This is a genomic window from Streptomyces afghaniensis (genome assembly GCF_044327915.1).
In the GTDB taxonomy this organism is placed as follows: Bacteria; Actinomycetota; Actinomycetes; order Streptomycetales; family Streptomycetaceae; genus Streptomyces; species Streptomyces afghaniensis.
In genome coordinates this window covers 276,072-298,531 of sequence record NZ_JBIRGJ010000005.1, presented here as the reverse complement: position 1 = coordinate 298,531, position 22,460 = coordinate 276,072, and the positions used below count along the sequence as shown (strand labels likewise).

Sequence of the window (22,460 nt, the reverse complement as noted above, 5' to 3'; positions counted from 1 at the left end):
CAGGGCTAGGATCCTGGTCATGGCCCTGACCATGAACGACGTGGACCTGTTCGAGGCAGCCAGGCCCCGCCTGGAGGCCATCGCCTACCGTCTCCTCGGTTCCGCGAGCGAGGCCGAGGACGCCGTGCAGGAGACGTTCCTGCGCTGGCAGGCCGCCGACGTCGACCGCGTCGAGGTCCCCGAGGCCTGGCTGACGAAGGTGCTCACCAACCTGTGCCTCAACCAGCTCACCTCGGCCCGCGCGCGGCGGGAGACCTATGTGGGCCAGTGGCTGCCCGAGCCGGTGCTCGCCGGGGATCCCATGCTCGGCCCGGCCGACACCGCCGAACAGCGCGAATCGGTCTCGTACGCGGTCATGGCCGTACTGGAGCGGCTGTCCCCCAACGAGCGGGCGGTGTACGTCCTGCGGGAGGCGTTCGACTACCCGCACCGGGAAATCGCCGAGATCCTCGACATCACCGAGGCCGCCAGCCAGCAGATCCTTCACCGCGCCAAGAAGCACGTCGCGCGGGGCAAGGCCCGCACCGAGGTCGACGAGGCCGCCGCCCGGCGGATCGTCGACGAGTTCCTCGCGGCCGCCACCAGCGGACGGACCGAGCCGCTCGTGCGGCTGCTCACCCAGGACGCCATCGCGGTCGGCGACGGCGGCGGGAAGGTCCCGGCCCGCGCCAAGGCGTTCGAGGGTGCCCTCGCGGTCGCGAAGTTCATGCGGGGCCTGTTCAAACCCGGCAAGGCCAAGCGCGACCTGGTCGGCGGCTCGCCCGACGTCTACGCCACGACCGCCAACGGCGACCCCGCCCTCGTCGTGGTGCTCGACGGCCGGGTCATCGGCGTCATGTGCCTGGAGGTCACCACCGAGGGCATCACCGCGTTCCGCAGCCAGGTCAACCCCGACAAGCTCGAACGCGCGACCAGGCGGTGGGCGGCCACCGACCACGGCGATCCCCTGCTCAGGGCCTTCTGACCCTGCCGACCATGATGTGACGTGCTTCACACCGCGTTCCTGTCAGGAAACGGCGGGCTGCCCGGTTCAAGGGGCGAATCCCGCTCAAGAGCTCGAGACAGGAGCCCGGAAATGCAGCACCGCATCGTCGTCCTCGGAGCCGGCTACACCGGAGCCATCGCCGCCGGCCGCCTCGCCAGGCGGCTGCACCGCGCAGACGTCGCCATCACCCTCGTCAACGCCGAGCCCGACTTCGTCGAGCGGGTCCGGATGCACCAGCTCGCGACGGGTCAGGACCTCAGGCCCCGGCCCTTCAGCGAGATGTTCGCGGGCACCGGTGTCGAAGTGAGGCCGGCGGTGGTCAGCGGCGTCGACGTCGACCGCAGGACCGTCGCCGTCGTCGACGCGAACGGCCCCGGGGAACCTCAGGCGCAGGAGCTGGAGTACGACACCCTCGTGTACGCCCTCGGCAGCGGCTGGAACGACCAGGGTGTCCCCGGCGTCGCCGAGCACGCCCACCAGATCGCCGGCCGGCCCGGCGCGCTGCGGTTGCGCGAGCGCCTGGCCCGCCTGGAGGCCGGGGAGTCCGTGGTCGTGGTCGGCGGCGGACTCACCGGCCTGGAGGCCGCGACCGAGATCGCCGAGGCACGCCCGGATCTCGACGTGGCCCTCGCCGCCCGCGGCGAGCTCGGCGACTGGCTCTCGCCCAAGGGCCGCCGGCACCTGCGGAAGGTCTTCGACAAGCTCGGCATCACCGTCCACGAGCACGCCTCGGTCACCGCCGTCGAGGCCGACCGCGTCACCACCGCCGACGGCGGGACGATCCCCGCCGCGGTCACCCTGTGGACCACCGGCTTCGCCGTCCACCCGATCGCGAAGGCCACCACCCTGGACGTCACGGACACCGGCCGGATCGTGGTCGACGGGACCATGCGCTCGATCTCGCACCCGGACGTGTACGCCATCGGCGACGCCGCCCTGGCCATGGGCCCGGGCGACAAGCCGCTGCGGATGTCGTGCGCCTCCGGCACCCCCATGGCATGGCAGGCCGCCGACGCCATCGCGGCCCGCCTGACCGGCGGGAAGCTCCCGAACGCGCCGCTGCGCTACTTCAACCAGTGCATCTCGCTGGGCCGCAGGGAGGGTCTGATCCAGTACGTCACCGCCGACGACCGCGCCGTCCGGGCGGCCCTGACGGGCCGGCTCGCCGCCGTCTACAAGGAACTGGTCTGCAAGGGAGCGGTCTGGGGCGTCGCCAACCCGACGCTCGGCCTGCCGACCCGCCGCCGTCACGTCGTACGGCAGCCGGCCCGGGCGGGCTCGCCGGTCGGCACAGCGTCCTGACACGGTCCTTCGCACCCCCCTCTGAGTCACAGCGCCGGCCCGGTACCGCACCAGCCAGAATGGGGACGTGAGCCTCGACCATGTCTTCGTCTGCGGAAACCCGGCACTCGACTTCGCCGCCACGCTCCGGGCGCGCCGTTCGGCGCGCTCCGAGATGTTCGTGACGCCGGAGAGGCTGAACGCCTGGTACGTGGAATCGGGCATCGTCGACGCGGTCTCCCCCGGCCAGGAGGCTGACGTCGAGCAGGCGAAGAACGTACGGGAAGCCATCTACCAGTTGGTCAGCGCCCGCCGGCTCGGGCAGGGGTACGACGCGACGGCGCTGACCCTCCTGAACGACGCGGCACGCAAACCGCCGGCGGTGCCGCAGCTCACCCCGTCGGGCCGATGGACGCAGGCGACGCCGGACGAAGCCCTGGCCATGGTGGCGCGCCAGGCCGTGGAGCTCCTGAGCGGGCCGGATGTGCCCCTGCTCAAGGAATGCGGCAACCCGGAGTGCACCCGCGTCTACCTCGACCGCTCGCGGGGCATGCGACGGCAGTGGTGCGGGATGGACTCCTGCGGCAACAAGATCAAGGCGGCGGCGTACCGCGCCCGCAAGAGGACCGCACCCGCGGCCACCAACTGACGAGGCGCCTCAGCCCCGCATCCCGAACAGGAATCGCGTCACCCGCGTCCTGCGCACCAGCAGCTCGTACGCCGCGAGCGTCAGGGCGAGGGAGATCGTCACCAGCGCCACGTACTCGACCGGGATCGGCGCCGCCCAGCCCACCACGAAGTAGGCGACGGCGACGACGATCGGCTGGTGGAGGACATACAGCGGAAGGACGGCGGCGGCGAGGTACCCATAGCTGCGCTGACGCGTCGTCGGAGCCGTCGGAGCCGGGGGCTCCGGGGACGGCTGTGGGCGGGGGCGGTCGAGGAGGCCCGGGATGGCGACCACCAGGCACCAGCCCGCCGCCCCGAACAGGGCCCGGGAGACGACGGCCAGGGGGGTCGTCGCGGTGAAGGGGTCGTCGGCCGTGATGAAACCGGGGGCGGCGGCCGTGAACAGGAGGGCGCCGAGACAGGCCGTGGCGCGTGCGTCACGGCGCATGACCGCGCGGAAGCGGGCGTCGGCGGCGAGGGTGAAGCCGGCGGCGAAGAAGAGGAGGTACGACCAGCGGTGCCAGCCGGCGTAGTCCTCCTCCATGCCGGCGAAGGCGCAGATCGCCGCGAAGGCGAGGGCCGGGAGCAGCACGACGCCTCGTCGGCGCAGGGTCACGGCGGCCACGCGGTCGGCGAGCCGGCGGAAGGGCCCGTGCGGCAGGAAGCGGTGCAGGGGCGCCAGCATCAGGGAGAACGTCAGCAGGAGTACGACGAACCAGAGATGACCGGTCTCGAAGTGCTCGCCCTGGACGAAGAAGGGGAACTCGCCGAACTCCACGTGCACGTCGAAGAAGCGGGGCAGGAAGTCGACGTACGACTCGTCGTGGTCTGGGTCGGACGAGCGCTGCCGCAGCCACTGCGGGAGCGGGTTCAGAAGGAGGGTCCCGACGAGCAGGGGGACGCCCAGCCGGAGCAAGCGCTCTTTGGTGAAGATGCCCGCGCCACGGCGCTGCAGTGAGTGCCAGGCACCCAGACCGGAGATCAGGAACAGCAGAGGCATCGCCCAGACGACCCCGAACCCGGCGATGACCGTGATGGCTTCGGTGGTCTCGGTGTTCGTGACGTAGAAGTCGCCCTCGGTCGCGAACACCAGTGCCGAGTGGAAGAAGACCAGCCCGATGACCACCAGCATCCGCATCGCGTCCAACTCCGGCCGCCGCCGCTCCGGTAACGCCGCCCGCGGTGATTCCGTACCTGCCGCCATGCCGCTTCCTCCCCCGACTCGCCCGCGTTCCCACAGTGTTGGGCGGACGGCCGTCGAGGGCCATACCCGCGGCCGAGGACGTGCTCACGCTGCGGTCAACCGTTCGACGGCATCCCAGAGTTCGCCTTCGCGCCGTGGGTCATAGGACTCCTCGGACGAGCGGTCCACACGGTTGCGGTCGACGTAGGAGCCGGTCGGCGCCACGGTCGTGCCCAGGACGACGTCGGCGAGGTGACGGCCCGCGGCGTTGCGGCTGGTGGCGAACGGGGTGAGGGTCGTCATCGGCAGGATGTGCCGCATCGCGAACCGGGAGACGGGGTCGGCGTGGCGGGCGAGGCCGGTGCCGGGGACGAAGCCCGGGTTGTAGGCGACCGCGTCGATCCCGGCCGGCAGGCGGCGCGCGTACTCGTGCACGAGATGGACGACGGCCAGCTTGCTCGTGGAGTACGCGGTGCGCCCGGCGACCGCGGTGTCCGGCTCGGCGAAGGCACCGGTGCGGGCGAGGATGTCCGGGGACTTCCACTCCGGGCCCGGCACCATGCCCAGGTTGTGCCTGAAGTCGCCGAAGTGGGTGTCGCTGGCGGTGATCACGACCCGGGCGGGAGCGGCGAAGCGGTCCTGGAGCAGGCGGACGAACAGGTGGTTGGCGAGCACGTTGACCGTGAAGGTGGACTCGAACCCTTCCGGCCCCTCGGTGAGCGCGTTCGTGTACTGGATGCCCGCGTTGCCCACGAAGCCGCGCAGCGGCGGCAGTTCACCGTGATCGAGCCGGTCACGGATCCCGGTGGCGGCCGAGCGGACGCTGTCCAGCGAGCCGAGGTCCGCCGGGACGTGCGAGACCTCGTGCCCACCCGTGGCGAGTTCCGCGGCGAGCCGCGCACCGGAGGATCCGCGGGCGACGACGAGGAGGTGCACGTCCGTCGACCGGCGCAGGATGTGCCCCGCGGCCACGCGGCCGATCCCGCGGCTCGCGCCCGTCATCACGATGGTGTGCTTCATGGGTGGCTCCTTCAGTGGCCGGCGTCGGCGCCCGGCTCGGGCGCATGTCCACGTTCGCCGGGTGTGCCACCGCCAGCCAGTGCCGTCCCCGTCACCAGGACTGGCAGTACCCAGGCTGATGCGCCGCCGCGCGGCGAGAATGACCCCATGGCTCCCTCCCGATCCGGCTTCGCCGAACTCCTGCGCGCCTGGCGCGACCGCCTCTCCCCGGCCGACGCCGGCTTCACCGTGACGGACGGCCGCCGTGCCCCGGGTCTGCGCCGCGAGGAACTGGCGCAACTGGCCGGGCTTTCCGTCGACTACGTGCTGCGCCTGGAACAGGGACGCGCGAAGAACCCCTCGTCCCAGGTCGTCGGCGCCCTCGCCCGGGCCCTTCAGCTCTCCCGCACCGAGCGCGACCAGCTGTACCGCGGCGCCGGGCTCCTGCCGCCGCAGGACGGGACGGTCAGCACCCATGTGCCCGCGGGCGTCCAACGGCTCGCCGTTCGCCTCGGCGACGTTCCCATCGGCGTGTTCACCGCCGACTGGACCCTGGTGTGGTGGAACACCATGTGGAGCGCCCTGCACGGGGACCCCGCCGTCCTCCCGACCGCCGAACGCAACCTCGCCCGCGCGCTCTTCGGCAACGGCGCCGCACGCGCCTCGATGCTCCCCGTACGGTCCGAGCGTGGACCGGACGCCCTCGCGGCGTCGATCGTCGCCGACCTCAAGGACGCCGTCTCCCGCTACCCCGCTGACGCCCAGCTCGATCGCCTCGTGCGGGAACTGCGGGAAACATCCGGCGCCTTCGCTCACCACTGGGCCGCGCGTACGGCCGCCGCGCAGCACACGACCGACCGCAAGACGATCCGGCATCCCGGGGTCGGCGACATCCTGCTCGACTGCGACGTCCTCATCGTCCCGGGCGCCGACCTGCGCATGGTCACCTACACGGCGGCGGCCGGAAGCAGCGGCGCGGGGAAACTGGACCTTCTTCGCGTCACAGGCGGTGATCAGACCCGCACGAGCCGACCCGGCACCACTGCGGACGTGGGCCTGCGACCTGGCCGGGCCTCCTAGGAGGCCCGGTATCGGTCCCGGACCTCGGGGAGGCGCTGGAAGCCGGCTGACGTGTAGGTGGCGACGGCGCCGGAGTTGGAGCTCGGGGTGCAGACGAGTGCGCTCGACGAGCCCAGCTCCTTCAGTGCGGCCGCCGCGGCGACGGTGATCGCCCTGCCGTGGCCGTGACGGCGATGGTCCCGGTGCACGCCCATCGGTTCGAGCAACCCGGGCTTTCCCGGACCGGCCGACCACACCGTCACCGCCGCCACGCCGTTGCCGTGGTCGTCGTACGCGAGCAGACACCGGGCGTCGGCGTACGGCGAACCGGCCGCCATCGCGTGCCAGCGCTCGTGCGTGAAACTCGACCCCTCGAACGCCGCCCGATGCACGGCGGCGAACACGTGCGCCTGCTCCGGCCCGACCACCTCGATCCGCACGCCCGGGTCCTCCACCGGTTCCGTGAGGTCACGGCGCAGCGGCGTCCACGGCTCGTCGACGTCCCAGCCGTCCTCGGACAGCAGATCCTGGACCAGTGCGCCCACCGGCGCCTCGATGTTCGCTCTCCCCTCCGGCAGCACGCCGCGCTCCGGCTCGGTCACGTCGTCGACGAGCCGCTGCGCCAGCTCTTCGTCCCGCCGAGCGTCCGGCGCGATCGTCAGCCGCAGCAGCGCGGGACCGTCCAGCAGCCCGACGGCGAGGATCCGTCCGTCCCGCCTCCACGTCCTGACCGCGTCGGCGGTCGCTTCCGTACCCGATCGCCAGAACCATCCGAGGTCCCCCGGATGCAGTTGCATCGGCGCCCCGTCGTACTGCCAGTCCCGCAGCACGCCCACGGCCTCGCTCAGCCCGTCGACTCCCGGCTTGCCCAACGCGATCGCCATGCCCCCGATCACACACCACCGCACCGACGGTCCGCACCCGGTTTCCGACGGGTCCGTCCACGTCGGTGCGGGGGCCGGTGGTGCGTCAGCGGTCCTGCGACAGGGAGACGAGTTCCGCGAAGAGCCCTCCGGCGTTCGCCAGGTCCTCGTACGTGCCCTGTTCGATGACGCGGCCCCGGTCCATGACGAGGACGCGGTCGGCGAGCTTCGTGTTCTCGAGCTGGTGGGTGACGACGATCGTGATGCGCTCGGCGGCGATCCGCTTGATCTCCATGAAGATGGCGTGCTCGCCGCGGGCGTCCATCTGCGAGGTCGGTTCGTCCAGGATCAGGAGCGGGGTCCGCCTGTAGAGCGCCCGGCCGCACGCGAGGCGTTGCCACTGCCCGCCCGACAACTCGGCGCCGCCCCAGAGTTCTTTGGCGAGGAGGGTGTCGAGCTGCCGGGGCAGCTTCTCGATCGCCTCGCGCATGCCGACGGCGTCGACGACGTCCCACACCGGCCCGTCGTCGCTCGTCCGGGGCTGGCCGAGGGTGATGTTCTCGCGGGCGCGCAGGGGCCAGGCGGCGAAGTTCTGCGGGACGAGCGCGGTGCGTTTCCACACGGCGTCGGGTTCGGCCTCGGCGAGGTCGACACCGTCCCACAGAACGCGGCCCTTGTCGGCGAGCAGGATGCCGGTGATGAGTTTGGTCAGGGTCGACTTGCCCGAGCCGTTCTCGCCGACGACGGCCAGGATCTCGCCGCGCCGCAGGGTGAGCGAGACCCCCGCTACGGCGGGTTCCTCCTTGCCCGGGTACTGGTAGACGACCTCGTCGAGGCGGATCCGGTCCACCCGTTCCGGAATGGCCAGGTCCCCGCGGCTGGGCGCGCGTTCACTCGCCATGTCGAGGAAGGCCCGCATGTCGGCGAGGTAGAGCGAGGTGTGGAACATCGCGGCGCCGTGGATGACGAACTGGGAGAGCGCGGCCAGTGTGGTCTGCACGGCGACCACGGCGGTGGCCGCGACGGGCAGGGCGATGCGGCCGCCGGCGGCCAGCCAGGCGAGCGTGGCCCAGGTGCACAGCAGGAAGATCCCGCCCAGGGCGCTGGTGCCGAGGGTGATGCGCAGCATGCGCGGGGCAGCGGTCAGGGTGCGCTGGTCGATCCGGTCGGACAGGGCGCGGTACCAGTAGGTGAGGTAGCCGGTCATGCCGTTGGCGCGGACCTCGTCGCCGAACCGGGAGTAGGTGGCCCACCAGCGCATCATGGAGCGCACGTTGCGGTCGCCGAGGTTGAGGTAGTGGGTCTCGTAGTCGACGCGTGCCGACAGGACGGCTCCGGCGCCGGCCGGGAGGACGGCCAGCAGGAGCAGGGGCAGCAGCAGCGGGTGCAGCGTCGTGACGACCCCGCTCGCGGCGATCATGCGGATGAGGGCGGACATGAACCGCTGGGCGTCCTGCACCATCAGCCGGGTCCGGGTGACGCCGATTTCGGCGGCCTCCTGCCGGTCGGCGAATCCGTCCTCGCCGTAGGCGCTCGACTCCACGCGGCACACGGCGGTCACGAGCGCGATGTCCGCTTCGGTCGTCAGCAGCGGGGTGATCCGTCCGTCGGCGTACGAGGACAGGGCGCCGCTGATCCGGCCGAGGGCCGCGGCCGCCGTCACGACGATCAGGGCGGGCAGCGCGGCGTGCAGGCGTTCGGACACGGTGCCGGTGCCGAGGATGTGGGTCATCGCCCGTGCGGTGAACGCGAGGACGACGGCGGCCGCGCCGCCGGTCAGCACCTGGCAGGCGAGGAGCAGCACGACACCGGTCCTGTCGACGGCCCACGCCATCCGGGCCGTGTGCCCGAGCACGGCGGGCAGACGCCGGCACATCGCGGCGAAGCCGGCGTCCGCCAGCGGGTTCTTGCCGAACTTGCCCTCGAAGGTGATGGTGGCCGGGGGTGGAGGGGGCGGCGTCTCCGCCTGGCCGGACGCGGCGTCAGTCACGGTCACCTGCATCGCTCCTCGGGTCGTGCCGCACCTGGATGGCTCGGCGGTGCACGGCATAACGACGCAGCGCATGAATCGAACGCGATCGATTCCGGACGCGTGTGCCCCCGGACGCGGCAAGGGCTCGAACGGGTGGACGCGGTACTCAGGCCGCCTCCGGGCGGCCCGAGTTGGCCGAAACGCCGAGGTCTGAAACCCCTGTGACGGACGAGGTTGGTGGGCCTTGAGGGAGAAGCTGGTGCCGGTCAGCTCGCCGGGGCCGGGCCCGGCGGCAGATGGACCGTCATGATCAGGTGGCTGGCCTCGGTGCCCGAGCCGCGGTAGGTGTGCGGGGTGTCGCCGTCGAACGTGGCGGTCTGGCCCGCCTCGACGATGTGCTCGGTGCCGTCGACGATCAGGGTCATCCGGCCGGAGGTGACGCTGACGGTTTCCACGACGCCGCCCTGGTGGGGGTGACTGGGGTACTCCTCACCCGGTTCCAGCCGCCAGCGCCAGACCTCGACCGGCGCCGGCCCCGACGTCGTCAGCATCAGCCGGGCCTCGCTGCCCCGCTCCCCGGTCCATAGGGGGGCCACGGCCTCGGCGGACACGACACGGACACGGCCTTCGGGCGATCCCTGCATCAGGGCGGACACCGAGATGCCGAGGGTGTCGGCCAGCCGGACCAGGGTGGCCAGGTTGGGGTTGCCCTGCGCTTTCTCCAGACCCACCAGGGCGCCCTTGCTGACCTGGGCGCGCCGGCTGAGTTCCTCCAGCGTGAGACCCGCGCGGATGCGGGCCGCCCGGACGTTGTGCGCGACCGTCCGCAGGGCTGCGGCTGTCTCGGCCACCTGATCACCATCCTTGCCGACTGGAACATTCGACTGCACCGTCCGGTCGTTTGGTTGACACAGGACGGTCGTTCTGATGTACGGTCTGGTCGTTCCACTGAATAGTAAGGGATGCGCTGTGATCGCTCTGCTGCTGGCCCTGGGCAGCTCGCTCGCCTACGGATGCGCCGATTTCCTCGGCGGCCTCGGCGCCCGCAGGGCTCATGTGCTGCGCACCGTGATGATCGCGGCTCCGGCGAGCCTCGCGGTCGAGCTGGTGCTGTGGCCGGTGCTCGGAGCCTCGTTCAGCGTCGGCGCCCTCGGCTGGGGCGCCGCGTCCGGCGTCGCCTCCGCCGCCGCGTTCGCCCTGCTCTACCGCACGCTGGCGATCGGTCCGATGAACGTGCTGTCGCCCGTGACCGCCCTGGTGTCCGCCGCACTGCCGGTCGGTGTGGGCCTGGTGCAGGGCGAGCACCTGGCCACCGCGGGGCTGGTGGGACTGCCGCTCGCCCTGGTGGCGGTCGTGCTGGTCAGTGCCGGGCACGGCGCGGGCACGGCGCGCCCCTCCCGTACGGCGCTGCTGTCGGCCTTCGGAGCGGGCGCCGCCATCGCGCTCCAGCTGGTCTGCCTGCACCAGGCGCCGTCCGACAGCGGGGTAGCCCCGCTGGTCGTCGGCCGGGCGGTCTCCTCGGCCGTCACCCTGGCCGCGGCGGGGCTGATGTACCGCAGGCTGGGCGCCGAGCGGCCCGCGTACGCCATGTCCGCCGCCGCGGGTGCGCTGGACTCCGTGGCGAACCTGCTGTTCCTGCTGGCCGCCCGTAGCGGGGATCTCGCCGTGGTCGCCGTGATCACCGCCCTCTACCCGGCCGGTACGGTCCTGCTCGCCCGTGGCGTGCTGGCCGAACGGATCCACCGAGGTCAGCTCGTCGGCCTCGGCACCGCCGCTGTCGCGGTCAGCCTCCTCGCCCTGACCTGAGCAGCCCGGACCCTGAACGGCCCCGCTCCCGCGCACCACCGAACCAAGGCCCGCCCCCGAGTCGAGAAACGGAAAACCCGCCGTGCCCACCTTCCACCTCACCCCCGCCGTGGCGGAGGCGTTCCCCGGCACCCTCATCGCCCTGGTCACCGCCACCGGCCTGCGCGGCCGTGAACCCTGGCCGCACACCGCCACCGCCCTGGAGGAACTGGAGCAGCAACTCGCCGACGGCACCTGGCAGCCCGCCGACGAGACCGACCCGCGCATCGAGGCCTGGCACACCGCCTACCGCTCGTTCGGCACCAACCCGCGCCGCATCCGCCCCAGCGTCGACGCGCTCGGCCGCCGCCTCGCCAAGAAGGGAACACTGCCGCGTATCAACCCGGCCGTCGACTCCTACAACGCCGTCTCCGTCCGCCACGGCCTGCCCGCCGGTGCCTTCGACCTGGACCACGTCGCCGGGGACGTCGCCATCCGTCACGCGGACGGCACCGAGTCCTTCACCCCGCTCGGCGAACCCGGCACGGTCGAGCACCCCAAGTCCGGCGAGGTCGTCTACGCGGACGCCAACGGCGTCCTGACGCGCCACTGGAACCACCGCGACGCCCACCGCACCCGGGTCACCGAGGACTCCGCGCAGGTCGCCTTCGTCCTCGAAACCCTCCACGCCACCCGCGACGGCGACCTCCTCAAGGTCGCGGCGGACGAGTTGCAGGGTCTGCTCGCCCCGCACACCACGCGGACCGCCGTGCACTACCTCAGCCCGGCCGGGCCCCAGGCCACCGCCTGAGCTTTCACCCGGGAGTCGAGGGCACTGAATCGGGACGGGCTCGTCAGTCGGCGTCCGTGCCCGGGAGTCTCCTGGTGACGAGGCCGAGCGCGTGGGCGAGTTGTTCACGGTGATCGTCCAGCACCTCGGGGGTGATGCCCCGGCCGGCCGTCACACGGGCGAACTCGTCGGCCGCGACCTTGAGCACGGCGTTCATGGTGGCGGCCTGCACGCGCACCTCGAACGCCTCGGGCGGCATGCCCATGCGTGCGGCGAGCACTTCGGCGAACGTCTCTTCCGCGCGCTCCCGGAGCACGAGGTAGGCGGCGCGCAGCGCGGGTTCGTCATGGGTCATCCGGACCACGGCGAGAACAGCCTCGACGTCCTCACCGGATGACGAGTCGAGGACGGGGCGGTAGGCAGCGCGCAGATGCTCGATCAGGCCGGCGCCGGGCGGCCAGGCGTGCAGGACCGTCCGGAAGGCGTCGAGCATCTTCGTGAGCAGCGGTTCGACGCAACTCTCCTTCGTGGGGAAGTAGCGCCACAGCGTGCGCTCGGAGACCCCGGCGGCCCGCGCGATCTGCTCGCCGGAGGTGGCGGACACGCCCTGCTGGGCGAACAGCCGGACCGCGTGGCGGGAGATGTCGAGGCGTTGCCGCCCGCGCTGCTCGTCGCTCACCGGTGGCCGGCCCCGGCGGGATGTACGACCGCTGTCCACCATGACGTCCTCCATCAGGCGATCTAAACACGCGCGCGACAGGGGCGACGACTGGCCGAAACTTTAATGACAGTTACTGCCAATAAACTGCTACGGTCGGGGCGGCTCGAAGATCGCATGCGGAGATCACAGGAGGAGCGCCATGAGCGTTACCGCCGAGCGTCAGCAACTGCCCTTCCCGAGGCCCAACGTTCTCGACCTCGCGCCGCTGTACGACGTGCTGCGCCGCGAGGCGCCGGTCACGCCGGTCACCACACCGGCCGGTGACCCCGCCTGGCTGGTCACACGCTTCGAGGAGGTGCGCGACCTGCTCGGCGACAAGCGACTCGGCCGCTCCCACCCCGAGCCGGACCGGGCGTCACGCCTGACGTCCGCCGCGGTCCTGGACGGCCCCTCGGGCAACTACGACACCGAGGAGGCCGACCACACCCGGATGCGCCGGCTGCTGACCCCGGCGTTCTCGGCCAAGCGGATGCGGATGCTCTCCGACCACGTCCAGCACCTGGTCGACACGTGCGTCGACCGGCTCGTCACCGAGCACGCGGCCGCCCCCGACCGGATCGTCGACCTCCACGCCGGGCTGGCCTTCCCGCTGCCGGTCGCGGTCATCTGCCGGCTGCTCGGGGTGCCCGAGAGCGACCGTGAGCTCTTCGCGTCGTTGTCGGAGCGCATGTCGAACTACGCCATCGGCGACGAAGCCCACCGTGCGCGGGACGAGTTCAACGCGTACATGACGAAACTCGCCGAGACCAAGCGCGCACAGCCGGGCGAGGACGTGATCTCCGACCTCGTCCGCGCCCAGAGCACCGACGCGGACTACGACTACGCCGACATGATCCAGCTCTGCGTCGGTCTGCTGTTCGCCGGGCACGAGACCACGGTCAACCGCATCGGCCTGGGCACGCTCTTCCTGCTCACGCGTCTCGACCAGTGGCAGGCGCTGACCGCCGACCCCGACGGCCGGGTCAACGCCACCGTCGAGGAGATCATGCGCCTGGGCGCGCCCGGCGACCTCGGGCTGCTGCGGTACGCGCACACCGACGTCGACGTCGCCGGTGTCACCATCCGGCGCGGCGACGCCGTCATCCTGTCGGTCAACTCCGCCAACCGCGACGCCTCCGTCTACACGGACGCCGAGACCTTCGACCCCGACCGCCCCGAGCGCACGCACCTGGGTTTCGGCCACGGCGTGCACTTCTGCATCGGCGCGAGCCTGGCCCGGGTGGAGTTGCGCATCGTGTTCGCCACGCTGGCCCGCCGTCTGCCGGGGCTGCGGCTCGCCAGGGAGCTGGACGAGCTGGAGGTCCGCACCACCCTCACCGGTGGCGTCACGGAGCTGCCCGTGACGTGGTGAATCCCCGGGGGTGATCCGGTGTCAGTGCGACTCCCGGGTCACCTCGGAGCCGCTGGAGCCGACGAGGAAGTCGAGGTCGGCTCCGGTGTCGGCCTGCAGGACGTGGTCGACGTAGAGGCGTTCCCAGCCGCGCCGGGGAGCGGCGAAGCCGGTGACGGTGGCCTTGTCGGGGGCCCTGCGGGCGAGTTCGGCGTCCGGCACGTCGACGTCGATACGGCGGGACCCGACGTCGAGGGTGATGAAGTCCCCGGTCCGTACGAGGGCGAGGGGGCCGCCGGCCGCTGCCTCGGGGGCGACGTGCAGGACGACCGTGCCGTAGGCGGTGCCGCTCATCCGGCCGTCGCAGACCCGGACCATGTCCCGGACGCCCTGTTCCAGCAGCTTCTTGGGCAACGGCATGTTGGCGACCTCGGGCATGCCCGGATAGCCCTTGGGGCCGCAGCCGCGCAGCACCAGGACGGAGTCGGCGTCGACGTCGAGACCGGGGTCGTCGATCCGGGCGCGGAAGTCCTCGATGCTGTCGAAGACGACGGCCCGGCCCCGGTGCCGGAGCAGGTGCGGGGAGGCGGCGGCCGGTTTGACGAGCGCGCCGTCGGGTGCGAGGTTGCCGCGCAGGACGGCGATACCGCCCTCGGCGACCAGCGGCCGGTCGCGGGTGCGGATGACCTCGCCGTCCCAGATCCCGGCGTCGTCGAGGTAGGCGGCGAGCGGTCTGCCGGTGACGGTCAGCGCGTCGGGGTCGAGCAGGTCGCGTACCTCGCGCAGCACGGCGAGCAGGCCGCCGGCGCGGTGGAAGTCCTCCATGAGGAAGCGGCCGGCCGGCTGGAGGTCCACCAGGACCGGCACGCGGGAGCCGATGCGGTCGAAGTCGTCGAGCGACAGGTCGATGCCCAGCCGGCCCGCGACGGCCAGGAGATGGACGACGGCGTTGGTCGAGCCGCCGATGGCGGCCAGCGCGACGATCGCGTTGTGGAAGGACGCCTCGGTCAGGAACGTCGCGGGCCGCCGGCCGGCGCCCACCATGTCCACCGCGAGCCGCCCGGTGTGGTGCGCGGCCTCCAGCAGCCGGCTGTCGGGGGCGGGGGTCCCGGCGGTGCCGGGGATGACCGTGCCGAGCGCCTCCGCCACCAGCGCCATCGTCGAGGCCGTGCCCATCGTGTTGCAGTGGCCGCGGCTGCGGATCATCGCCGACTCGGAGCGGGTGAACTCCTCCTGGGTGAGCGTGCCCGCGCGGACCTCCTCCGACAGCTGCCACACGCCGGTGCCGCAGCCCAGCAGACCGCCGCGGAAGGTGCCGTTGAGCATCGGTCCGCCGGGGACCACCACCGCGGGCAGGTCCACCGAGGCCGCGGCCATGAGCAGCGAGGGGATCGTCTTGTCGCAGCCGCCGAGCAGGACCACGCCGTCGACGGGGTTGGCCCGCAGCATCTCCTCGGTGGCCATCGCGGCCATGTTCCGCCACAGCATGGCGGTGGGCCGCACCTGGGTCTCGCCCAGCGACACCACCGGCAGGTCCAGCGGGATGCCGCCCGCCTCGTACACGCCGTTGCGCACCGAGGCCGCGACCTCGTTCAGGTGCGCGTTGCAAGGGGTCAGGTCCGAGGCGGTGTTGGCGATGGCGATCTGCGGGCGGCCGGTGAACGCGTCGCCGGGCACGCCGCGCCGCATCCAGGCCCGGTGGATGTAGGCGTTGCGATCCTGTCCCTCGTACCACTGCGCGCTGCGGAGTCTCTCCATGGAGCCCTTCCAATGGACGGTACAGCGGTCTAGATTCCGGAACGTCATGAAGCATAGGCAGACGGTCGACCGAGCGACACGCCCACCGTGCGCCGCCCTGTGATGCGCGCGTTCGTCCTGACCGGGCCCGGCGCGTACGAGGTCCAGGAGCTTCCGGCGCCGGTGGCCGGTCCCGGTGAGGTCGTCGTCGACGTCGAGCGGGTCGGTGTGTGCGGCACGGACGCGGAGTTCTTCACCGGCGCGATGGCCTACCTCCACCAAGGCCACTCCACCTACCCGATGCGGCCGGGCCACGAGTGGGCCGGGCGGGTGGCGGCGGTCGGTGACGGTGTCGATCCCGCCTGGCTCGGCCGCCGTGTCATGGGCGACACCATGCTCGGCTGCGGCTCCTGCCGGCGCTGTGTGCGCGGCCGTCAGCATGTGTGCGAGCAGCGCCGGGAAGTCGGCATACGCGGGGGCCTTCCCGGCGCGCTGGCGGAGCAACTCGCCGTTCCCGCCTCCTCGTTGCACGCCCTGCCCGACTCCGTCGACGCGGTGCTCGGGGCGCTCGTCGAGCCCGGCGGCAACGCCCTGCGCGCCGCTCGGGCCGCCGCGCCGGCGCCCGGGGACCGCGCCGTGGTGCTGGGCCCGGGGACGATCGGGCTGCTGGTGGCGATGTTCCTGCGCGCTTCCGGTGCCGAGGTGCACCTCCTGGGCACGACCGGGAGCTCCCTCGGCTTCGCCCGCTCCCTGGGCTTCGAGCACGTATGGACACGGGAGTCCGTGCCGGACGTGCCCTTCGACGCGGTGGTGGACGCCTCGAACGCCGCCTCGCTGCCGGATCTGGCCCTGGAACTGGTCGAGCCCGGGGGCCGTCTCGTGTACATCGGGCTGGCCGGCGAACCGAGCAGGATCGACACCCGCACGCTCGTCCTCAAGGACGTGACCGCGACGGGTGTCCTGTCCGCCTCCCCCGGCCTCGACGCCACCATCCGGGCGTACGCCGCCGGATCGGTCGACCCGAGGCCGCTGGTCGCCGCGACCGTGGGCCTCGACGAAGTGGGCCCCGTCCTCGCCGGCGAGCGCCCGGCCGGCTGCGGGCCCGGCCCCAAGATCCATGTCGAACCCTGAGGGTCCGCCGTCGGGTCACCGGTCGAGGGCCGGTCCCCTGGGGGCAGGTGTGCGCAGGGCCAGGAGGGCGACGTCGTCCTCGTTGTCGGCGGGGCGGACGCGGCGCAGCAGGTGGTCCGTGAAGGAGGAGAGGGGGCGGTGGGCGAGGGCGGCGGCGTGCCGGCGCAGCCGGTTCAGGCCCTCGTCGAGGCTGTGGCCGGGTGCTTCGATCAGACCGTCGGTGTACAGCACGAGGGTGGATCCGGGCGCGAGCAGGGTCGTGGCGTCGGGGCGCGGGGTGCCGGCCCCGGCGCCCAGGACGATGCCGTGGCCGTCGGTGAGGTAGCGCGCCAGGCCGTCGCGGCTGATCAGCAGGGGCGGCGGGTGGCCCGCGTTGGTCCAGGACAGCTGCCACTGACCGGCGTCGGCCGCCTCGATCCGGGCGAAGATCATCGTGGCCATGTCGACGTCCGTGATGTGCTGGAGCGCTTCGTCGAGCCGGGTGACGATCCGGCTGGGCGGTTCGTGCTGGGACCAGGCGTAGGCGCGGAGCATGTTGCGCACCTGGGCCATGCCTGCCGCCGCATCCAGGTCGTGCCCGACGACGTCCCCGACAGCCAGGGCGGTGGATCCGTCGGACATGGGGAAGGCGTCGTACCAGTCGCCGCCGACCTGTGAGGCGTCGGGGGCGGGCAGGTAGCGGACGGTCATCTGGAGTCCCGGGACCCCCGGCATCTGGGGCAGCAGATGGTTCTGCATGGTCTCGGCGACCTTGCGCTGGCGCTGGTACAGGCGGGCGTTGTCCAGGGCGAGGCCGGCCCGGCGTGCGATGTCCTCGACCAGCGGGAGGTCGGCGGAGGTGAAGGCGACCGGGTCCTCGGCCCGGCCGAGGGTCAGGGCCCCCAGGACCGCGCGGGTGCTGCGGATGGGCGCGATGGCCGCCGAGTGCATCCCCGTGGCGTCGAACAGCCGCCGTTGCTCGACCGCGATACCGGAATCCGGTTCGCGCCGGTAGGTACCGGGCCCGGCCACCGTGGAGGCCACGCCGCGCAGGGCTCTGGACAGGGGCATCGGGGACTCCTCCGGGACGGGCGGCATCGGTCCCTGAAGGTCGTCCCGGCGCACCAGGGCGCCGCCTTCGGCGTGGACGACCGCGGTACGCCAGACTTCGTCGTGCTCGGTGATCAGATCGACGATCACCCAGTCCGCCAGTCGGGGCACGACCAGGCTCACCAGGCGTTCCAGCGCCTCGTCGACGTCGAGCGTGGAGGTCAGCCGCGTGGTGGCGTCGGCCAGCAGGGCCAGCCGTTCCAGTTCCCGCAACGGGCCGGTCGCCGGCTCCGGCCGCGGATCGGTTTGCGCGGTGTGTTCGACGGTGTGGAAGACCACGAGCGTGCCGGCTCCCTCGTCCCCGATGTCGTACGGGGTGAGCAGCCAGGCGATGGGCAGCAGGGAACCGTCTCCGCGTGCGAAGTAGTCCTCCTCGCCCTGGGCGGTGCGCCCGGCGTGGAAGGCCTGCCGCATTGCGCACCGGGACGTGGGCAGCGGCTGCCCGTGGGCGTCGCGGTGCAGCAGGTCGTGCGCGTCGTGCCCGAGCAGGTCCTCGGCGGTGCGGGCGAGCAGGTCCCGGGCGCGGGTGTTGACCGCGAGGATGCGGCCCTCCTCGTCCACGACGTAGGCGCCGGTTCCGATGGCCTCCAAGCCTCCGGTCAGCGAGGTGTCGAGTACGGCCACGGGCTGTTGCGCGGCAGTCTCCGTACGGTCCGGCCCTGCCATGTCGTCGCCTCCCTGCTGATCGGCCGCCGCTGCCGGCTGTCGGCTCGTCCCCCTCGGGATGCCGTCCGGCGTTCCCCGTGTGCCCCGTGGCGGCGAAACCAGCCCCCCGCGTGGCTGCTGCCGTTCGGTGCCTTGTGAAACACCCGGAGGTTGCCCTGGTATGTGTGGTCCGCGCCCGGGTAAACGCAGGGCGACAGAGCAACCCCGACAGGGGCGAAGACAACGAAAGAGCCTCCGTATGGTCCTCCCGCTTGGGAAGCAGGCGGCAGATCGGCCGGGCGCGGACGAGCACGCCACGCTGCGTTTCGGCGCGGCCTGGGCTGACGGCGCGGCAAGCGCCGTCGACGCACGTCTGGCGCTGCGCGCCTTCCTCGCCCACGGCCCGCACAATGCCCTCGCCCCGATTCCGGCCTCCGCGGCCATGGATGCCGAACTGGTCGTCAGCGAACTGGTCACCAACGCCATCCGGCATGCTCCCGGGCCCTGCGAGCTGATCCTTCGGCTGTTCAGGGGAAGGCTGGCCATCACCGTGCGGGACACCTCGGCGGAGCAGCCCACTGTGTACAAGGGTGACCGGTTCCGCGTCGGCGGCCACGGACTGCGGCTGGTGCACACGGTCAGCGACCGGGTCGCCGTGGCACCCCGCGCCAGGGGGAAGCAGATCACGGCCTACCTGGGGCTGGCCCGGAACGACCAGGTGAGCGCCGGTACCGGGAAGGCTGTGCTGGCCGCCGGCTGAGACAGGTCCCCGTACTCGGCCGGTGGTTCGGTTCCCAGGGCGCGCCTCGGGCTCAGTTCTGCCGGGCGTGTACGGGACTGTTGGCGACGTCCTCCGGGCACGTCCCGTGCTGCTGCCGGGTTCGCCGGTCGCGCCTCCAGTCGGACGTCGCGAGGGCCAGGGAGGCGAGCATGCCGAGGAGGGCGGCGCCCAGTGCGGTGGCGAGGGCGCCGCGGTAGTCGTCGCCACTGCCGAGCACCAGATAGAAGAGGCCGGGCACCGCGGCGGTGCCCACCGCGGCGCCGAGCCGCTGGCCGGTCTGGAGGGCGCCGCCCGCCGCGCCCGCCATGCGCACGGGCACGTCGCGCAGCGTCATGGTGATGTTCGGTGAGATCACGCAGCCACTGCCGAAGCCGCCGAGGAACAGCACCGGCGCGGCGACCCAGGGCGCGACGTCGAGGGGCGCGAAGCGGAGCAGCAGCGCGGTGCCGCCCAGGCCGGCGATCACGGCCGTGAGGCCGCCCACGGTGAGCATGCGGCCGAGCCGGTCCACCAGCCGGCCGGCGACCGCGGCGCCGCAGGCCGAGCCGAGGGCGAAGGGCGTCACGGCGAGGCCGGACCGGAGCGGGGAGAAGCCAAGGCCGTCCTGGTAGAAGAGCGCGAAGACCAGCCAGACGCCGCTGAAGCCGATGAAGTAGAGGGTGCCGACGCCGGCGCCGACGGCGTAGCCGCGCACGGTGGTGAACAGGCGGGGATCGAGCAGCGGCTGGGCGTCCCGCTCGACGAGACGACGCTGCCACCGGGCGAAGCCGAGGAGGATCGCGGCACCGGCGGGGAACATCCACCACAGCCGGCCGAGGCCGCCGGAGCCCGCCTGGACCAGCGGATACATCAGCGCGAGGACACCGAGGCCGAGGAGCAGCACGCCGGGCAGGTCCACGTGCTGCCGGCCGGACGGCCGGGTGCGGGGCAGCAGACGGCGGCCGAGGAGGACGGCGAGGATCCCGATGGGCACGTTGACGTAGAAGACCCACCGCCAGCCCTGGTCGCCGGAGGCCAGGGCGAGGATCAGGCCGCCGGCGAGCGGGCCGACGGCGGACGAGATGCCGACGGTGGCGCCGAAGAAGCCGAAGGCACGGCCGCGTTCGGCGCCGCGGAACATCTGCTGGATGAGCGCGGAGTTCTGGGGCGCCATGAACCCGGCCGCCAGACCCTGGGCGAGACGGGCCACCACCAGCAGCGTGATGCTGGGGGCCGCCCCGCAGGCCACGCTGAAGAGCACGAATCCGGTGAGGGCCAGCAGGAAGATGCGGCGCCGGTCCAGCGCGTCCCCGAGTCGGCCGGCGGTGACGAGCGCGAGGGCGAAGGCGAGGGCGTATCCGGACACCACCCACTGCACCTGCGCGGGAGAGGCGTCCAGGCCGCGCTGGACGGAGGGCAGGGCGACCACCACGATCGAGACGTCCAGCAGGCTCATGAAGCCTGCCACCAGGGTGACCCACAGGGCCCGCCACCGGCGCGGATCCGGCTCGTAGCCGGCCTCCTCTGCGCCCTGGTTCCGGTCGCCCGCCGCTGACGCTGTCACATGGGGCTCCTCTCACCGGGTGGGCACCGGCGAACCAAGTTCCCCCTCGAAGGCCCGGACACACCACAGCCGGTCAGCGGCATGGGTCTCACCGAAAGCACCCGGTCGTCACCCGGGGTAGTCGTCCGGGCGCCGTGCGAAGGGGGTCGTTTGAGCGGCCGAGATCTGTGCAGGCGTTGTGCTTGGGATGGACGACCGGCGAAAGGAACGACGTGATGGCGGCGCCCGACAACGACGAGTCGGTGGACCCCGCAGCCGTGAGACGACACCGGGTACTGTTCCGGGCGATCGAGAAGCGACGTCACCCGAAGCTGCGCCGCAGCGACATCACCGTGACCGACGAGGCAGCGGTCAAGCGCGCCACGAAGGCCGCCGCCCTCGGCAACGCGATGGAGTGGTACGACTTCGGCATCTACAGCTATCTGGCCTCGACCATCGGGAAGGTGTTCTTCCCCTCCGGGAACGACACGGCCCAGCTGCTCAGCTCCTTCGCCACGTTCGCGGTGGCCTTCCTCGTGCGACCGCTCGGCGGCATGGTCTTCGGGCCGCTCGGCGACAAGGTCGGCCGCAAGCGCATCCTCTCCCTCACCATGATCATGATGGCGGTGGGGACCTTCGCCATCGGCCTCGTCCCCTCGCACGCCGTCATCGGCCTGTGGGCCCCGGCCCTGCTGATCTTCTTCCGGCTGGTGCAGGGCTTCTCGACCGGCGGGGAGTACGGGGGCGCCTCGACGTTCATCGCGGAGTACGCGCCCGACAAACGGCGCGGCTTCTTCGGCAGCTTCCTGGAGCTGGGCACGCTCGCCGGCTACGTCGGGGCCTCCGGCCTCGTCGTCGTCCTCCAGATGCTCCTCAGCGACGACGAGATGCTGGCGTGGGGCTGGCGCATCCCCTTCCTGTTCGCGGCCCCGCTCGGCTTCATCGGCCTCTATCTGCGGCTGAAGCTGGACGAGACGCCCGCCTTCCAGAAGCTGGAGGGCGGCCAGGTCAAGGCGAGCGAGGCCGCCGAGGCCGTGGAGACCTCGGCCGCCGCCGACCTCGGCAAGATCTTCACCCGGTACTGGCGGCCGCTGCTGCTGTGTCTCGCGCTGGTCGCGGCGTACAACATCACCGACTACATGCTGCTGTCGTACATGCCGACGTACCTGTCCGACGAGCTGGGCTACGGGACCAACCACGGGCTGCTGATCCTGCTGATCGTGATGGTGCTCCAGATGTGCGTCATCAACCAGGTCGGGCGGCTGTCGGACCGCTTCGGGCGCAGGCCGCTGCTGATGGCGGGGATGCTGGGGTTCCTCTTCCTGTCCGTGCCGTCCTTCCTGCTCATCCGGCAGGGCAGTGTCGTCCTGATCGCCCTGGGGCTGCTGCTGTTGGGGCTCTCCCTGGTGACGATGCTCGGCACGATGTCGGCGGCGCTCCCGGCGATCTTCCCCACCCACGTCCGGTACGGCTCCCTCTCGGTCGCCTACAACCTGGCCACGTCGATCTTCGGCGGTACGACTCCCCTGGTGATCACCGCCCTGATCAGCGCGTTCGACTCGACCCTCATGCCGGCCTACTACTCCACGGTGGCCGCGGTCATCGGGGTCATCGCCGTCCTGTGCATGAAGGAGACCGCCAACATGCCCCTGGCCGGCTCCCCGCCGTCCGTGGAGACGGAGGCGGAGGCCGCAAAGATCGTCGAGGAGCAGGCCCCTCGCCCCAGGTTCTGACCCTCGTGGCCTTCCTGGGCTTCGCCCTGGCGGGCGCACGCATCATCACGCGGTGGACTCAGGAGGAGGCGGGCAAGGTCCACCTCCATCTGGCCCACGCGCTCGCCCACCTCGGCGAGCGCGCCGAGGCCGCCGCCGAGTACCGCGCCGCGCTCGCGCTGCACGACTGCCTGCCCGCGGGCCTC

At 72.2% G+C, this 22,460-nt stretch carries 19 protein-coding genes; 10 read left to right on the top strand and 9 right to left on the bottom strand.

The window, feature by feature from the left end:
- Positions 1-19 precede the first annotated feature (19 nt).
- The 3 genes from ACH4G3_RS20080 (at position 20) to ACH4G3_RS20070 (ending at position 2,915) form a co-directional block, all read left to right on the top strand.
- On the top strand, positions 20-964 hold the full coding sequence (locus ACH4G3_RS20080; protein WP_397625759.1) for an RNA polymerase sigma-70 factor: 945 nt from the start codon (positions 20-22) through the stop codon (positions 962-964).
- A gap of 111 nt (positions 965-1,075) precedes the next feature.
- Positions 1,076-2,287 carry an NAD(P)/FAD-dependent oxidoreductase gene (locus tag ACH4G3_RS20075; protein ID WP_397625758.1) on the top strand — a complete coding sequence of 404 codons (1,212 nt, stop codon included), beginning with the start codon at positions 1,076-1,078 and terminating at the stop codon, positions 2,285-2,287.
- A gap of 67 nt (positions 2,288-2,354) precedes the next feature.
- On the top strand, positions 2,355-2,915 hold the full coding sequence (locus ACH4G3_RS20070; protein WP_397625757.1) for a CGNR zinc finger domain-containing protein: 561 nt from the start codon (positions 2,355-2,357) through the stop codon (positions 2,913-2,915).
- A gap of 9 nt (positions 2,916-2,924) precedes the next feature.
- On the opposite strand, the gene ACH4G3_RS20065 is transcribed toward ACH4G3_RS20070, so the two are convergent.
- A complete protein-coding gene (locus tag ACH4G3_RS20065) occupies positions 2,925-4,139 on the bottom strand; it encodes an acyltransferase family protein (protein WP_397625756.1) in 1,215 nt (404 codons plus the stop codon).
- Positions 4,140-4,223: 84 nt separating this feature from the next.
- Positions 4,224-5,138, bottom strand: coding sequence for an SDR family NAD(P)-dependent oxidoreductase (locus ACH4G3_RS20060; protein ID WP_397625755.1), 915 nt, complete (start codon positions 5,136-5,138; stop codon positions 4,224-4,226).
- Positions 5,139-5,285: 147 nt separating this feature from the next.
- On the opposite strand from ACH4G3_RS20060, the gene ACH4G3_RS20055 reads away from it, so the two are divergent.
- The gene (locus tag ACH4G3_RS20055; RefSeq protein ID WP_397625754.1) at positions 5,286-6,197 is read left to right on the top strand and encodes a helix-turn-helix transcriptional regulator; all 912 of its coding nucleotides are present in this window, start codon (positions 5,286-5,288) and stop codon (positions 6,195-6,197) included.
- On the opposite strand, the gene ACH4G3_RS20050 is transcribed toward ACH4G3_RS20055, so the two are convergent.
- The 3 genes from ACH4G3_RS20050 to ACH4G3_RS20040 form a co-directional block, all read right to left on the bottom strand.
- A complete protein-coding gene (locus tag ACH4G3_RS20050; RefSeq protein WP_397625753.1) occupies positions 6,194-7,060 on the bottom strand; it encodes a GNAT family N-acetyltransferase in 867 nt (288 codons plus the stop codon). The genes ACH4G3_RS20055 and ACH4G3_RS20050 overlap by 4 nt on opposite strands.
- A gap of 85 nt (positions 7,061-7,145) precedes the next feature.
- On the bottom strand, positions 7,146-9,041 hold the full coding sequence (locus ACH4G3_RS20045; RefSeq protein WP_397625752.1) for an ATP-binding cassette domain-containing protein: 1,896 nt from the start codon (positions 9,039-9,041) through the stop codon (positions 7,146-7,148).
- Between the two features lie 236 nt (positions 9,042-9,277).
- Complete coding sequence (locus ACH4G3_RS20040; protein WP_397625751.1) at positions 9,278-9,862, bottom strand: helix-turn-helix domain-containing protein; 585 nt, start codon at positions 9,860-9,862, stop codon at positions 9,278-9,280.
- A gap of 118 nt (positions 9,863-9,980) precedes the next feature.
- Between ACH4G3_RS20040 and ACH4G3_RS20035 the strand changes: the two genes are divergently transcribed.
- The gene (locus ACH4G3_RS20035) at positions 9,981-10,817 is read left to right on the top strand and encodes an EamA family transporter (protein WP_397625750.1); all 837 of its coding nucleotides are present in this window, start codon (positions 9,981-9,983) and stop codon (positions 10,815-10,817) included.
- An 82-nt stretch (positions 10,818-10,899) separates the two neighbouring features.
- Positions 10,900-11,607: a B3/B4 domain-containing protein gene (locus tag ACH4G3_RS20030; protein WP_397625749.1), complete on the top strand. Its 708-nt coding sequence runs from the start codon at positions 10,900-10,902 to the stop codon at positions 11,605-11,607.
- 43 nt (positions 11,608-11,650) lie between these two features.
- On the opposite strand, the gene ACH4G3_RS20025 is transcribed toward ACH4G3_RS20030, so the two are convergent.
- On the bottom strand, positions 11,651-12,319 hold the full coding sequence (locus tag ACH4G3_RS20025; protein ID WP_397625748.1) for a TetR/AcrR family transcriptional regulator: 669 nt from the start codon (positions 12,317-12,319) through the stop codon (positions 11,651-11,653).
- 127 nt (positions 12,320-12,446) lie between these two features.
- Between ACH4G3_RS20025 and ACH4G3_RS20020 the strand changes: the two genes are divergently transcribed.
- Positions 12,447-13,658 (top strand): cytochrome P450, encoded by a 1,212-nt coding sequence (locus ACH4G3_RS20020; RefSeq protein ID WP_397625747.1) that lies wholly within the window; start codon positions 12,447-12,449, stop codon positions 13,656-13,658.
- A gap of 21 nt (positions 13,659-13,679) precedes the next feature.
- Here the strand turns inward: ACH4G3_RS20020 and ACH4G3_RS20015 are convergent, their stop codons facing one another.
- Positions 13,680-15,395, bottom strand: a complete 1,716-nt coding sequence (locus ACH4G3_RS20015) for an IlvD/Edd family dehydratase (protein WP_397625746.1) — start codon at positions 15,393-15,395, stop codon at positions 13,680-13,682.
- Between the two features lie 102 nt (positions 15,396-15,497).
- On the opposite strand from ACH4G3_RS20015, the gene ACH4G3_RS20010 reads away from it, so the two are divergent.
- On the top strand, positions 15,498-16,505 hold the full coding sequence (locus tag ACH4G3_RS20010) for a zinc-dependent alcohol dehydrogenase (RefSeq protein WP_397625745.1): 1,008 nt from the start codon (positions 15,498-15,500) through the stop codon (positions 16,503-16,505).
- A 15-nt stretch (positions 16,506-16,520) separates the two neighbouring features.
- Here ACH4G3_RS20010 and ACH4G3_RS20005 read toward each other — a convergent pair whose 3' ends face one another.
- Positions 16,521-18,260 (bottom strand): SpoIIE family protein phosphatase, encoded by a 1,740-nt coding sequence (locus tag ACH4G3_RS20005; RefSeq protein WP_397625744.1) that lies wholly within the window; start codon positions 18,258-18,260, stop codon positions 16,521-16,523.
- Between the two features lie 238 nt (positions 18,261-18,498).
- Between ACH4G3_RS20005 and ACH4G3_RS20000 the strand changes: the two genes are divergently transcribed.
- Complete coding sequence (locus tag ACH4G3_RS20000) at positions 18,499-18,999, top strand: ATP-binding protein (RefSeq protein ID WP_397625743.1); 501 nt, start codon at positions 18,499-18,501, stop codon at positions 18,997-18,999.
- Positions 19,000-19,051: 52 nt separating this feature from the next.
- Here ACH4G3_RS20000 and ACH4G3_RS19995 read toward each other — a convergent pair whose 3' ends face one another.
- Positions 19,052-20,563: an MFS transporter gene (locus ACH4G3_RS19995; protein WP_397625742.1), complete on the bottom strand. Its 1,512-nt coding sequence runs from the start codon at positions 20,561-20,563 to the stop codon at positions 19,052-19,054.
- A gap of 215 nt (positions 20,564-20,778) precedes the next feature.
- On the opposite strand from ACH4G3_RS19995, the gene proP reads away from it, so the two are divergent.
- Positions 20,779-22,275: a glycine betaine/L-proline transporter ProP gene (gene proP, locus ACH4G3_RS19990; RefSeq protein ID WP_397625741.1), complete on the top strand. Its 1,497-nt coding sequence runs from the start codon at positions 20,779-20,781 to the stop codon at positions 22,273-22,275.
- The last annotated feature ends 185 nt before the right edge of the window (positions 22,276-22,460 follow it).

Coding starts and splice junctions, on each gene's coding strand:
- ACH4G3_RS20075 (WP_397625758.1), top strand. CDS start 1,076: ATGCAGCACCGCATCGTCGTCCTCGGAGCCGGCTACACCGGAGCCATC.
- ACH4G3_RS20020 (WP_397625747.1), top strand. CDS start 12,447: ATGAGCGTTACCGCCGAGCGTCAGCAACTGCCCTTCCCGAGGCCCAAC.
- ACH4G3_RS20060 (WP_397625755.1), bottom strand. CDS start 5,138: ATGAAGCACACCATCGTGATGACGGGCGCGAGCCGCGGGATCGGCCGC.
- ACH4G3_RS20015 (WP_397625746.1), bottom strand. CDS start 15,395: ATGGAGAGACTCCGCAGCGCGCAGTGGTACGAGGGACAGGATCGCAAC.
- ACH4G3_RS20010 (WP_397625745.1), top strand. CDS start 15,498: ATGCGCGCGTTCGTCCTGACCGGGCCCGGCGCGTACGAGGTCCAGGAG.
- ACH4G3_RS20055 (WP_397625754.1), top strand. CDS start 5,286: ATGGCTCCCTCCCGATCCGGCTTCGCCGAACTCCTGCGCGCCTGGCGC.
- proP (WP_397625741.1), top strand. CDS start 20,779: ATGGCGGCGCCCGACAACGACGAGTCGGTGGACCCCGCAGCCGTGAGA.
- ACH4G3_RS20065 (WP_397625756.1), bottom strand. CDS start 4,139: ATGGCGGCAGGTACGGAATCACCGCGGGCGGCGTTACCGGAGCGGCGG.
- ACH4G3_RS20045 (WP_397625752.1), bottom strand. CDS start 9,041: ATGCAGGTGACCGTGACTGACGCCGCGTCCGGCCAGGCGGAGACGCCG.
- ACH4G3_RS20000 (WP_397625743.1), top strand. CDS start 18,499: ATGGTCCTCCCGCTTGGGAAGCAGGCGGCAGATCGGCCGGGCGCGGAC.
- ACH4G3_RS20025 (WP_397625748.1), bottom strand. CDS start 12,319: ATGGAGGACGTCATGGTGGACAGCGGTCGTACATCCCGCCGGGGCCGG.
- ACH4G3_RS20080 (WP_397625759.1), top strand. CDS start 20: ATGGCCCTGACCATGAACGACGTGGACCTGTTCGAGGCAGCCAGGCCC.
- ACH4G3_RS20005 (WP_397625744.1), bottom strand. CDS start 18,260: ATGGCAGGGCCGGACCGTACGGAGACTGCCGCGCAACAGCCCGTGGCC.
- ACH4G3_RS20050 (WP_397625753.1), bottom strand. CDS start 7,060: ATGGCGATCGCGTTGGGCAAGCCGGGAGTCGACGGGCTGAGCGAGGCC.